Origin of the sequence: Nostoc sp. 'Peltigera membranacea cyanobiont' 232, from assembly GCF_002245985.1 — a bacterium.
Classification (GTDB): domain Bacteria; phylum Cyanobacteriota; class Cyanobacteriia; order Cyanobacteriales; family Nostocaceae; genus Nostoc.
This window is the reverse complement of the sequence record NZ_NOLK01000016.1, coordinates 17,941-29,912: the sequence shown is the minus strand read 5'-3', so window position 1 is coordinate 29,912 and position 11,972 is coordinate 17,941. Positions and strand designations below refer to the sequence as shown.

Here is an 11,972-nt window from a genome sequence, read left to right as displayed (position 1 = left end):
TTGGATTTTGGATTACAAGGCTGTTATAAAAATCTCAAGCGATGCTATTTACGTTAGTTTGGGATCATTTTTTTCTTTCGTCTTTACCTGAGATTCCAAAATCACACCGTAGAGAGGGCTGGTTTCCATCAATTCCTCGTGAGTACCTTGGGCTACCAATCGGCCTTTATCAACTAGAAAAATGCGATCGGCATTCTTAACGGTGCTAATACGTTGAGCTACTACAAAAGTTGTGCAAGTTTTTTGGCGCATTAAGCCATCTAGTTCGGCTTGAATATGGGCAGCAGTTTTGGCATCTACAGCTGAGGTACTATCATCCAAAATCAGAATGCTGTAATCGGTTAGTAAGGTACGAGCGATCGCAATTCTTTGTTTTTGTCCGCCAGATAGGCCCACGCCTCGTTCACCCACAATCGTCTCGTAGCCATCGGGTAGACCAATAATAAAATCATGCATTTGGGCGGTTTTTGCAACCTCAATCACTTGCTCTAGGGTTGCATTGGGTTTGGCGTAGGCAATATTTTCGCGGAGTGTGCCAGAGAAAAGAGTGGTTTCTTGAAATACAATGCCAATTCGCGATCGCAGGCTTTTAAGTGTAAAACTTTTTACATCTCTTCCGTCAATGCGAACTGCTCCCCCGGTGACATCATAAAAGCGGGGAATTAAGTTCATAATTGTGCTTTTACCGGAACCAGTCATCCCTAGAACGGCGATTAGTTCGTTGGGTTTGGTTTCAAAGGAAACTTCTTTGAGAGCTTCGGTACTGGCTCCCGGATAGCGAAAGGAAACATTTTCAAAGGTGATTCTCCCACCGCAGGTTTCAAATGGCACAGCGCCGGGACAATCGCGGATTTCTACCTCAGCGTCTACAACTTCATAAACTCGTTCCGCAGAAGCAGCTGATTGAGCGATCGCAGGCGCAGCAAATCCAATCAACAAAATCGGTTGGAGAATCAATGCTAGGTAGGAGTTAAACGCCACCAGTTCGCCAATGGAGAACCTACGCCCAATCACCTGCGCTCCCCCGTAGCCGAAAACTGCCAGTGTTACCAAGTTACTCAGCAAAAAGATAAACGGGAAGGTATTGTGGATGGCGTTAATGGTCTTCATGTTTGCCTTCACTAAACCATCATTTAGGGTCGTGTAACGCGACCTTTCGGCTGATTCCCTAACAAAGGCTTTCACCACCCGTATTCCTAGCAAGTTCTCTTGTAATACGGCATTGAGGTCGCTCAGTTGCTCTTGGACTTGCCGAAAAAGTTTATTATTGCGACCGACAAATTGTGCCATCAACCATGCTGATACAGGTACTGCTGTTAGTGTAATCAGTGCGAGTTCCCAATTCATTACCAGCAAAACTACCGCAATAGTCACCAGTGTGACAATTCCACCAATGACCTGAATTAAGCTAGTACCAATAAAGGTACGGATCTGCTCAATATCGCTGGTAACACGGGTTAACAGTTGGGAAGTCTGCGCCTGGTCATGATAGCTAAAACTGAGATTTTGAATTTTGCTGAAAATCTTGTTCCGCAGGTCATAAGCTACACCCTGAGACGCTGCTTCTGCCAAATAGCTTTGTCCAAAGTTAAATAAACCACGAGCGATCGCGGCGAGTACCATCCAGGCGGCGCTGTATAGCACAATTTGGAGGTTGTTTTGGCTAATACCTCGATCGATTCCCCACCGAAATAATTGTGGAGTCACCGCATTTGCGATCGTCAACAGCAACAGGCTGACCAATGCTCCTAGCGAAGTCCATCGGTAAGTGCTTAAACTCTTAAGCACACGCTGCATTGACTGTATCGACGAAGTTTCTCGGAGTTCTGGCTGCTGAACCACTGAAATACACCCCTGTATCTTTGAAAAATTATCTCGCACTTTGATTGTAAAAAAACAACTGGTCAATGGCGAATATAAAATCTATTTGTGGTGACAATTCCACATTTGGGGACAACTGCATGGGAAAATACGTCTTTGGCAAGCATTGCGGCTAATCCATTTAAATACCGAAGAAAACCAAAGAACAAGAATAATGGCTCAAAATTTTTATAGCAATTCCCAACTTCCCTCAGATATGTCAACTGCTATCAGTCGCACAGCAAAGCCAAGTTCTGAGTTCTACTCTATTTTTTCTGAAGAAGAAATCTTAGGGATAATTAATGCATTAGAAGTCAGACGAGAAATCCCTTTAAAGTATTCTTATAAAGGTAGAGGTGCAAAAATATGGGATGACTTTTATCTAAAATATCTTATTCCTAGATGGTATCGAACATCGAATGTAGAAATTGAGCTTTTAAAGGCTAATTTTAACTACTTTAATGAAAATATTAAAAGTGGCGAAAAAATCAATGTCGTAGATGTAGGTGCAGGAAATTCATATCCTGCAAAAGATTTTATTCAGAAACTTAATAAATTAGATAAGATTAATAAATATATTGCCTTAGATATTAGTGAACAACTGCTTGATGTATCCAGAAATAATTTAAAAAAATGGTTTCCTAAAGTCGATTTTATCAGTTCTCCAATTGATATAGAAAATAGTTCTATACCAAAAAAATTATTCCAAAATAAAGCCGAAATTGAAAATAAAGCCAACATATTTTTACACTTAGGCGTTACTATTGGAAATCATCAAAATAGAGATCGGGTATTCAAGAACTTTAGAGATAGTATGGAAAAAAATGATTTTTTGGTGTTCACTAATGAGATTGGCTCTAACTCTACATGGGATGGAAACGTCAGAGGTGGCTGTAAGTATCATGTAGAAGAAATATATGGATGGGTTCAAAATAAGATTGGCATTAAGTCTGAAGATTGTGAATTGGTGAGAAAGTATGATTTAAAAACCGATAGTATAGTTGCCAACATGAGATTCCATCATGATTACACTATAAACTTTAGTCTGACGGGGATAGATAAAAATATTGAAATTTCCGAAGGAGAAGAAATTACTATTTGGCGACATCATAAATATGAAATTCCTCAACTTTTGGAAGAACTAGAACGTTCTGGATTAGAACTTATTCAATATAGTACCGACAAATACAAATCACATATTATGGTAATTTGTAAGGTTGCCAGTAACTAACATTTTCAACTACACAATACCCGATTTATTAAATAAGTCGGGTATCTAAGTTTTCACAAATGATTTAGAACTGCTATAGGACTCCTATTTGATTTTTGAACAAAATTAGGTATGTAGGGTGTGTTAGAACGAAGTTCGTAACGCACCATTATCAAGGGTTTGGTGTGTTAACGACAGCGTAACACACCTAAAATTCGGAGTGGTGCGTTAGCCTTTGGCATAACGCACCCTACGTATATTTCAAAAATCAAATATGAGTCCTATAGATACGATTATGGTAGATAGTGCCAAATATTTCTGATGATGCTAAAAACTCAGTTTGACTTGGTTGGTGTATCAATTAAATATACATCAAACGCGGTCTAGGTTGAGGAATTGAACGCCCTAAATCCTTGGCTGTTTCTATCCATTGCTGCATAACTAATTCTACATTGTGCAAGGCTTCTTGATAAGTATCACCATCAGCAGCACAACCTGACAATTCTGGTACTTCCGCAATAAAGGATTGATCTAGTTCACTCCAGTAGAGAATAATTTCATAGCGAAACATTATTTTTACTTCCTAACTTATATTTGATAATTACTGCACGAATTTGTTTAATCTGATAGCTTTTGGCTTTCCCTCTCTTTTGTTGTAAGTTCAATATTTCCTCAACATCGGCTTTGACAAAAATGCGATGATCGCCACGAATCCGTTCATCAAAGCCTAGTGTATATAAGAGTTGCCACAGTTGGGCAAAAGGGATATCTGTATCAGAAGTCCCAGAGAGAATTTTTTCTAAGAGTTTGTCTTGCTGACTCACGTTTTTTTGACTGCTTTAATGTTTCTATAGTCTCATATTTATTTAAAATCAGGGCATATAAGAGCAAATTTCTCTTTTTACCACGGCTTCACTGATTTACTTGATTAAAGAAAATCCTGATTATTTGGATGTTAGAGATGCTTGATTTTAAACGATATTTTGCACAGCCTTTAGTGTTGTTCCCTCAGTTTTGACTATCATACAGATGCATCATTTTGCTTGACATTGATAGCTTGGTTATTTCTCTACAATGCGGAAATGCGATCGCCTAGCAGACGCACCAGAAGGTATAGCCTGGTAAACACGGTGTATTAAACCCAACCTATAAGCACTATACTCAAACTTACAAGTAATATAGGTAACTACAGAGGTCAAATTATTGAGATTGCTCATATCATAATGCTGAGGTATAAATCCGTCTCAGTTAGTGTTAAATATTGAGTAATAAATATTACGCGAATATGAAGAACCAAATTCTCGGTGCAGCCGCATTTTTAACCACCATTAGTTTGACAACAAGCGTACAAGCGGCAAATTCTGAACATGTTAAACAATTATTGGCAACCAAACAATGTCAAAACTGTGATTTGACTAACGCAGGTTTAGTGATGGCTGACTTATCTGGAGCCAATTTGAGCGGTGCTAATCTCACAGGTGCTAACCTCAGTCGGGCAAACTTGAGCGGTGCAGATTTGCGAGGTGCAAACTTGAGTGGCGCTAGTTTATTTGGTGTTAATCTCAGCGAAGCTAAATTTAGTGGGGCAAATTTGGCGGGTACTGATTTGAGAAATACCTATCTAGCAAATGCAGAAATGAAAGGTGCTTACCTAAATGGGGCTAACTTCCAAGGTGCAGTTGGCATCCCATCACAAATTGCTTCACCAGATGAATTTTATGCTTTAGGCATAGCAGAAGGGCAAAAAGGCAACCAACAGCAAGCAATCAGTTATTTTAATCAAGCGATCGCTATTAAACCAGAATTTGCAGGCGCTTATTTAGCTCGTGGTATCGCCCGTTACCAAATACTAGATAGACAAGGTGCATTCCAAGATGCCCAAGTTGCTGAAAAGTTATTTACATCCCAAAACAATACCTCTGGAACACAAACAGCCCAGGCTTTTATTAAAGAACTGAAAACACCCGTAAACGATCAAGTAAGCACTGGTAGTCCCAGTTTCGTTGACTTTTTGGGAAGTCTTGGCTCAGTCTTACTCCAGTTCTTCCCTTTTTAAGTGTTTCCTTTTTGAGAGGATAAAACAAATGACAAATGACAAATGACTTTATCTAATGAATTATGGGTAGTAAATCAAGACTTAGCTCAAGCTTGCTTAGAGCATCCTTTCGTTCGAGGCATTGGCGATGGTACTCTTGAGCAGGTGAAATTTGCTTACTACGTAGGGCAAGATGCTTTTTTCTTAGAAGCTTTTGCCCGTGCGTACAGTATCGCCGCAGCTAAAGCACCAGACTGGTTAGGTTTCACCACATTTCATAACTTAGCTAGTGGAGTTTTAGAAGAACTGCGGCTGCATAGTGGCTATGCTTCCCAGTGGGGAGTCAATTTGCATTCTGTGGAACCTGGAACCGCTACCCGCCGCTATACTGACTTTTTGTTAGCAACTGCTTGGAGTGGAGATGTGGGTTTAACTGCGGCGGCGATGTCTCCCTGTATGCGTTTGTATGCCTTTTTGGGAGAACAATTAGCTCGTAATGATATTCCTAATCATCAATATGCAGACTGGATTCGTACTTACAGTAGCGCAGAATTTCAACCACTAACACAACAATTAGAAAGTTTGGTTGACAATTATGCCACTACCAATTCTGTTGTGCATTCAATCTATCGTTATGCTATGTTTTGCGAACGCGATTTTTTTCAGGCTGCGTGGGAGTAGTAAAAACTGCTGTTATCATCTGCTCAAAGATAGTCTAGACAAATTCTTGAATATATACACCTCGTCTCCTCACCCACAATCATCATTTCTATTGAAAAAGTTTTGAGTATTTTTAGGACTTACGCAAAACGGCTTCCCACAGGGTATTACCCCTACCAGAAAATCAAGGTTTGGGTTATTTTTTGCCTAAGTCCTGTCTAAATTAAGCAATGGTTAATCAGACATACATAGCTGATGTCTTAGTTGTCGGTGGTGGAACCGGAGGCACTGCGGCTGCTATCCAAGCAGCGCGACGGGGAGCCAAAACGATTCTGGTAAGTGAATTTTCTTGGTTGGGGGGAATGCTAACTTCAGCTGGAGTATCTGCACCCGATGGTAACGAATTAGAAGCTTTTCAAACGGGGTTATGGGGTGCGTTTTTGCAGGAATTGCGACAACGACAGCCCGGAGGATTAGATAACAGTTGGGTAAGCTTTTTTAGTTACGATCCTCGAATTGGGGCAGAGATTTTTGCCAATTGGGTGCAAGAATTGCCAAATCTGCACTGGATTTCTGGACAAGTGCCAATAGAAGTTTATCGTCAAAGTGATTCTATTACTGGTGTGCGCTTTGCTGATTTTGCTGTCACAGCCAAAATTATTCTCGACGGCACAGAATTAGGAGATTTATTAGCTTTAGCTGAAATACCTTACCGTTGGGGCTGGGAATTGCAATCTGAATGGGGAGAACCCAGCGCCCCAGTGAATTTTAACTCTTTCACCAAGAGATATCCAGTGCAAGCGCCTACTTATGTAGTGATTATGCAAGACTTTGGTGATGCGATGTCTACGACGGGCGTAGCTGCGGCACCAGAAATTCCAGCTGCCCCTAACTATAATCCTTCAGAGTTTACAGGCGCTTGGGATGCCTATGGAGCAGAGACATTTTTGAATTATGGACGTTTGCCTGGTGGGCGATTCATGATTAATTGGCCAATCTGTGGCAATGACTACGGCCAAGGATTAGGGCGGCTGATAGAGTCAGATGTGTCCAGAGGTGAATTCATCCAAGAATCTCGCTGGCACAGCCAAAATTTTGCCCATTTTATCCAAAATCAGCTTGGTCGCCGCTATGGTTTAGCAGAAAAAGTATTTCCTCACACCTCTACAGCTTTTGCACTGCATCCTTATTACCGCGAAAGCCGCCGCTTAGTGGGGCTAACTACTGTCAGAGAACAGGATATTTTGCCGATCGCTGAAGGGAGAGTTGCATCTATATTTAATGATGCGTTCGCAGTTGGTAACTACGCCAATGACCATCATTATCCTGGTGTTCAATTCTCACTGCAACCAAAATCTATCCGTTGGGGCGGACGTTGGACTGGAACTCCCTTTACAATTCCTTACAATTCCCTAATTCCAGCCACTACAGATGGTTTCTTGGTTTGTGAAAAGAACATTTCTGTCTCCCACATTGCCAATGGGGCCACCAGATTACAACCGGTGGTTATGGGTATTGGTCAAGCAGCAGGAATGGCGGCAGCGATGTGTGTTGAGTTAAACTGCCAGCCGAGGCATTTACCTATTCGGGCGCTGCAAACAGCTTTATTAGCAGATAATCGCTCAAAAACAGCAATTATTCCTTTATTTAATCTTCCACCCAATCGTTCGGATTGGCTGCACTGGCAACTGTATTACTTAAATAACCCACAAGCCTATCCAGATAGTGGTTATTGCCCTTGCCCATCGGAGAATGAGTACCCTGACTCTGCTTTTGACAAGGCATTAATTCGAGAAAGTAACTGTTTCAAAGGCATTTTCTCCCGTTTGGATCGGCAGGAATACAGATTTGCTGTCACAGCACCAGCTGCATATCAAGGGCAAAATTGGCAGCTTGTGACTTTGCGATCGCATATTGACGAGCAATTAAGCGCTTATCCTCACGAACAATTAGTTACATTGTGGGGTCGTTACAACCACTTTGGTAATTGGTTATTAGTCGAACATTTAAACGGAGGATAAAAAGAGTTTATTTTCAGTAAAACAGAATACTTTTTGATGAATTATCCGGATATTAATCAAAAAGCTAAGTATCAGTGAAGTGGAGAGTTCCAAAATAGACATTTGCTATGCGTGCTGCCATTTCACTTTTAGTATCGAGTCTGGTGTTCGGCCCCTTAGCTTCTAACTGCCAAGCAATGGTCAATCACTTATCAACTGGGCTACTTTCCACGCCTGTTTCGGAACAGTGGCTCTCGGCAGCATCTGAACAAAATCCAGATGATGCGCCACGTCATCGCGGTAGTGGGCGTAGGGAAGTAACGCAAAAATACGGAATTACCTATGTTGTGGTTTAACTACCGTAGGATAATGCCTCTTTTTCCAAAAGAACCAAATTACCAGAAAACACGATGTTGTGTTAACATCTTTCACACAGCTTTTCTGGCAGAGATATATACAGTTGACACACGAAAATCTTCAGCGATCGCTTAGTATTTCAACTGCAAGCTTTGTATATCATAAGTTGGTATTAATCCTGGCGATCAAAACGCAAATCAAATTAAGTGCCTCGATCGACAGCATTAACAACTCCTCAAATGCTCATATTCCTGGGAAGCTCTGCGTCTCAATCTTCAACGACTCAAAAAATAGATGTTACTTTGGCTATCAGTTAATCTAAAGCACATCTAATTTAGACATTTTGGTTGTTGAAGAAACAGTATTAAAGCAACTTCACTTTATTCCCCAACAGGTTTTCTTCTCATTCATTGAGTAGCTAGTTTCTATATGAGCAACTAATGGATATTAGCTTTGACGAGTGTTTAGCGTCCTTACCGAAGCATAAAATCCCTTTCGTTTCATTTGAGCTTATCTAAAATATGGATTCGCACAAGTAGTATAAGTTTATTGCACTTGGCAACATATATTACTACTTGTGACCTACTCTTCTACCCTGGTTCTTTTGCTCGCAGATGGCTACCAACATAAATAGATATTAAGAAGGATTTGATAGCTCAATAGATTATCTTACTCTCTTAATTATTGTACACCCAAGGCCAGATGCAAAATTTTGCATCTGGTCTTTTTAAATTCTTTTTTGATGAATTTTACTTAAAGAAAAGGGAATAGAGACAAGGAAGATTAAAGAAATAACCCATGCCCAATTCCCAATACCCTTTACACTTTTGTTTTTTTGCGGTTATTTTCTGTTTTCTGGATACCGTTGAGGAACATCGGCACAAACTTCTCGATAAACATCTGGGGATCGCGCTGCCAAGCCTTTTGTGCAGCCTGAATCCTAGTAAATTGCAACTCAGGGGCTAATAAAGTCTGGGGTAAGCGTTCCATCAGATACTGGGGGCGTTGCCAAAGCGGCATAGTATTTGCCACTTCCACTAGGTTGGCAACTCGTCGTAGTTCTGCACCCAAGGTAATATCCATTCCTGATTCAAATGCCGCTTGTTCAATTGCGGTATATTTTCGCTTGGCTTGCTCTACTTTTTGCTGATGTTCTGGACTCTTACGCGCGATTTCTCCTAGCCAACGATTACCCCAACGGACATGTCGTGCTTCCTCTGGGAGAATTTTTTCAATGGTTTCCCGAATTTTGATGTTTTCTTCTGTCTGCGGCGCTTGCTTGAGTGCATAAATGTGAGCAGAAAAATACTCACATCCTCGTTTTTCGGTGGCGCTAATTGCCGCAAGAGAAGAAATCACAAAATCTTCGAGTTCTTGGACTGGATCTTGTTGTTCGTGGTCGAGTAGGCGTTCAAATTCATTGATATAGGAAGAACCGGGCGGCTTCCCAATATCTACTCCCAGGTCTGCCAACAAGTCAGTTAGCCACATGGCATGACGAGCTTCATCTGAGATGTGATGAGACAAATCCCGCACCAGTTCTCGTGGCTGTCCATTCAGTTGTTCAATTAGGTCAGTCAGGTCTTTACAACTGCGTTGTTCGCTGTAACGGTAGCGGTTAAGGGTAATTAGATGGATTTCGCGATCGCATACCACCCGTTTCAATATCTCTCTGGCACCTAAAACATTCTGAAATTTACGTGGGTAGGTAACTGTCATAGATTATGTAAAATTTTGTAAATCGTGTATTTGATCCTAACTTATTTGCAACTGCTGTATTTGTGCCATGAATTGGACTATTGTCAGCAAAATAAAATATAAAGTTATGTAAAAAGTAGCTTATGTTACAGAATTATTGTTATATTAGTATAGTGAGAAAACAAAAATTATATATTCACAAAATAGAGAGGACTATGGTTATGTCTATTGCAGATAAATCTCGTGCATTAATGGTGCGCGAACATCAGCAAGTCAAGAATCGCCAACAATCAATACTGATGCGAGCTGCACAAGAACTTGGTCTTCCTGAAGAAGCATCTCACTATTGGAACCCGATTCAAGGGAAGGTAGATGCTAACACTCGGATGATTTATGGGCCTAGTCATGCTTCCATGAGCTAAGTTTCAAGAGTTTTAAGTGAATATCTCAACTGACAACTCTGGAAAAAAAGCCACCCTCTACTCTAGGGTGGCGAAACTTATTAATTTTAGTTGATGAGATCCGATCCTTAATTAAGCATCGTAGTAGAGGTAAAATTCGTAGGGATGAGGACGTAGTTGCAACTGCTTGACTTCATTACCTAGCTTGTAGTCAATCCAATTTTCGATAAAGTCTTCCGTGAAAACGCCTGATTCTGTCAAAAATGCGTGATCTTTTTCCAGTGCTTGCAACGCCAATTCTAAAGAACCTGGAGTTGAAGGAACCTTTGCTAGTTCTTCTGGAGAGAGTTCATAGATATTCTTATCTAAGGGTTCACCAGGATGGATTTTGTTCTTGATGCCATCAAGACCAGCACAAAGCATTGCAGCAAATGCCAAGTAGGGGTTAGAAGTAGCATCTGGACAACGAAATTCTAAACGCTTGGCTTTGGGGTTAGTACCAGATAGAGGAATACGGATTGAAGCAGAACGGTTCCCTTGGGAGTAAGCCAAGTTCACTGGTGCTTCATAACCAGGTACTAAGCGCTTGTAGGAGTTGGTGCTGGGGTTAGTGATTGCCAATAGCGCTGGGGCGTGTTTGAGAAGACCACCAATGTAGTACAACGCCATTTCGCTCAAACCAGCATACTTATCACCTGCGAACAGAGGTTGGCCACCTTTCCAGATGGACTGGTGACAGTGCATTCCCGAACCGTTATCGCCAAAAATTGGTTTTGGCATGAAGGTAACGGTTTTGCCATATTTCTTGGCAACGTTCTTGATGACATATTTGTAAATCATCAACCAGTCAGCCGCTTCGATCAACTTACCAAATTTGAAACCTAGTTCGCACTGACCACCAGTAGCAACTTCATGGTGATGCTTTTCAATGGGCACACCTAATTTTGCCATTGTCAACAGCATTTCTGTACGGATATCTTGAAAAGAATCCGTCGGTGAAACTGGGAAGTAACCTTCTTTGAAGCGTGGTTTGTAGCCCAAGTTGGGTTTTTCATCGGTACCGGCTTTACCAGAATTCCAAGCACCTTCTTCGGAGTCTAAGAAGTAGTAGCCTTCGTTAGCAGTTTGGGCAAACCTAGCACTGTCAAAGATGAAGAACTCAGCTTCCGGGCCAAAGAAGACTGTATCACCAAGACCAGTGGAAACCAGGTAATCTACTGCTTTTTGGGCAATAACACGCGGACAACGGTTGTACCATTCGCCCGTGCGGGGTTCTTTGATACTACAAATTATACTTAGCGTTGGCTCTTTCATGAATGGGTCGATCCAAGCAGTGTTGGGGTCGAGTACCATCGTCATGTCCGATTCGTTGATCGCTTTCCAACCCCGGATGCTGGAACCGTCAAAAGGTACGCCATCAGTGAATGCAGTCTCATCGATTTGGTCTTGGAACAGTGTGAGGTGCTGCCAAGTTCCTACTGTATCGATGAATTTGAGATCAATCAGTTGAATTTTTTCATCTTGAATTCTCTTCAAGACTTCTTGTGGTGTTGTCATTGTTACTCCTTCTCTACCGATTTTCTAAAGTAAACCAGAATCTTCCATTGCATCCTAACCCTGCTGATCTCAATCAAGCCGTGACACACCAGAAATATCTTAAATACTAGACATTAGGGGATTTTGTAGCCTGTGCTACAGATATCTGGATTACAGGTTATATTAACCTTTCAGCAATCATCTGTACAAAACTG

At 41.2% G+C, this 11,972-nt stretch carries 12 protein-coding genes; 6 read left to right on the top strand and 6 right to left on the bottom strand.

Annotated elements, in window-relative coordinates:
* Positions 1–48 precede the first annotated feature (48 nt).
* Positions 49–1,842 carry an ABC transporter ATP-binding protein gene (locus CDG79_RS07800; protein WP_094341634.1) on the bottom strand — a complete coding sequence of 598 codons (1,794 nt, stop codon included), beginning with the start codon at positions 1,840–1,842 and terminating at the stop codon, positions 49–51.
* A gap of 193 nt (positions 1,843–2,035) precedes the next feature.
* Here CDG79_RS07800 and CDG79_RS07795 point away from each other — a divergent pair, with 193 nt between their 5' ends.
* On the top strand, positions 2,036–3,091 hold the full coding sequence (locus CDG79_RS07795) for an L-histidine N(alpha)-methyltransferase (protein ID WP_189524918.1): 1,056 nt from the start codon (positions 2,036–2,038) through the stop codon (positions 3,089–3,091).
* Positions 3,092–3,431: 340 nt separating this feature from the next.
* Here the strand turns inward: CDG79_RS07795 and CDG79_RS07790 are convergent, their stop codons facing one another.
* From CDG79_RS07790 to CDG79_RS42155, 3 genes are all read right to left on the bottom strand, one after another.
* Entirely contained in the window at positions 3,432–3,641 is a 210-nt protein-coding gene (locus CDG79_RS07790; protein WP_442937455.1) for a type II toxin-antitoxin system HicB family antitoxin, read from the bottom strand.
* On the bottom strand, positions 3,628–3,894 hold the full coding sequence (locus CDG79_RS07785) for a toxin HicA (RefSeq protein WP_094341632.1): 267 nt from the start codon (positions 3,892–3,894) through the stop codon (positions 3,628–3,630). The genes CDG79_RS07790 and CDG79_RS07785 overlap by 14 nt, the downstream gene beginning before the upstream one ends.
* Positions 3,895–4,131: 237 nt before the next feature.
* Positions 4,132–4,287: a hypothetical protein gene (locus CDG79_RS42155; RefSeq protein WP_189524917.1), complete on the bottom strand. Its 156-nt coding sequence runs from the start codon at positions 4,285–4,287 to the stop codon at positions 4,132–4,134.
* Between the two features lie 68 nt (positions 4,288–4,355).
* On the opposite strand from CDG79_RS42155, the gene CDG79_RS07780 reads away from it, so the two are divergent.
* The 4 genes from CDG79_RS07780 (at position 4,356) to patX (ending at position 8,121) form a co-directional block, all read left to right on the top strand.
* The gene (locus CDG79_RS07780) at positions 4,356–5,126 is read left to right on the top strand and encodes a pentapeptide repeat-containing protein (RefSeq protein ID WP_094341631.1); all 771 of its coding nucleotides are present in this window, start codon (positions 4,356–4,358) and stop codon (positions 5,124–5,126) included.
* Positions 5,127–5,168: 42 nt separating this feature from the next.
* Positions 5,169–5,786, top strand: a complete 618-nt coding sequence (locus CDG79_RS07775) for a TenA family protein (RefSeq protein WP_094341630.1) — start codon at positions 5,169–5,171, stop codon at positions 5,784–5,786.
* Positions 5,787–5,995: 209 nt separating this feature from the next.
* On the top strand, positions 5,996–7,786 hold the full coding sequence (locus CDG79_RS07770; RefSeq protein ID WP_094341629.1) for an FAD-dependent oxidoreductase: 1,791 nt from the start codon (positions 5,996–5,998) through the stop codon (positions 7,784–7,786).
* A 107-nt stretch (positions 7,787–7,893) separates the two neighbouring features.
* Positions 7,894–8,121: a heterocyst-inhibiting protein PatX gene (patX, locus tag CDG79_RS07765; RefSeq protein ID WP_094327999.1), complete on the top strand. Its 228-nt coding sequence runs from the start codon at positions 7,894–7,896 to the stop codon at positions 8,119–8,121.
* A gap of 820 nt (positions 8,122–8,941) precedes the next feature.
* Here the strand turns inward: patX and CDG79_RS07760 are convergent.
* Complete coding sequence (locus CDG79_RS07760) at positions 8,942–9,841, bottom strand: ferritin-like domain-containing protein (RefSeq protein WP_094341628.1); 900 nt, start codon at positions 9,839–9,841, stop codon at positions 8,942–8,944.
* A gap of 200 nt (positions 9,842–10,041) precedes the next feature.
* Between CDG79_RS07760 and CDG79_RS07755 the strand changes: the two genes are divergently transcribed.
* Positions 10,042–10,242, top strand: coding sequence for a hypothetical protein (locus CDG79_RS07755; RefSeq protein WP_094327996.1), 201 nt, complete (start codon positions 10,042–10,044; stop codon positions 10,240–10,242).
* 111 nt (positions 10,243–10,353) lie between these two features.
* Here CDG79_RS07755 and glnA read toward each other — a convergent pair whose 3' ends face one another.
* A complete protein-coding gene (glnA, locus tag CDG79_RS07750; protein ID WP_094341627.1) occupies positions 10,354–11,778 on the bottom strand; it encodes a type I glutamate--ammonia ligase in 1,425 nt (474 codons plus the stop codon).
* Positions 11,779–11,972: the final 194 nt, after the last annotated feature.

Excerpts from the sequence above, each read along its gene's own strand:
- CDG79_RS07770 (WP_094341629.1), top strand. The coding sequence starts at position 5,996 with ATGGTTAATCAGACATACATAGCTGATGTCTTAGTTGTCGGTGGTGGA.
- CDG79_RS07760 (WP_094341628.1), bottom strand. The coding sequence starts at position 9,841 with ATGACAGTTACCTACCCACGTAAATTTCAGAATGTTTTAGGTGCCAGA.
- CDG79_RS42155 (WP_189524917.1), bottom strand. The coding sequence starts at position 4,287 with ATGAGCAATCTCAATAATTTGACCTCTGTAGTTACCTATATTACTTGT.
- CDG79_RS07780 (WP_094341631.1), top strand. The coding sequence starts at position 4,356 with ATGAAGAACCAAATTCTCGGTGCAGCCGCATTTTTAACCACCATTAGT.
- CDG79_RS07775 (WP_094341630.1), top strand. The coding sequence starts at position 5,169 with ATGACTTTATCTAATGAATTATGGGTAGTAAATCAAGACTTAGCTCAA.
- CDG79_RS07795 (WP_189524918.1), top strand. The coding sequence starts at position 2,036 with ATGGCTCAAAATTTTTATAGCAATTCCCAACTTCCCTCAGATATGTCA.
- glnA (WP_094341627.1), bottom strand. The coding sequence starts at position 11,778 with ATGACAACACCACAAGAAGTCTTGAAGAGAATTCAAGATGAAAAAATT.
- CDG79_RS07790 (WP_442937455.1), bottom strand. The coding sequence starts at position 3,641 with ATGTTTCGCTATGAAATTATTCTCTACTGGAGTGAACTAGATCAATCC.
- CDG79_RS07755 (WP_094327996.1), top strand. The coding sequence starts at position 10,042 with ATGTCTATTGCAGATAAATCTCGTGCATTAATGGTGCGCGAACATCAG.
- patX (WP_094327999.1), top strand. The coding sequence starts at position 7,894 with ATGCGTGCTGCCATTTCACTTTTAGTATCGAGTCTGGTGTTCGGCCCC.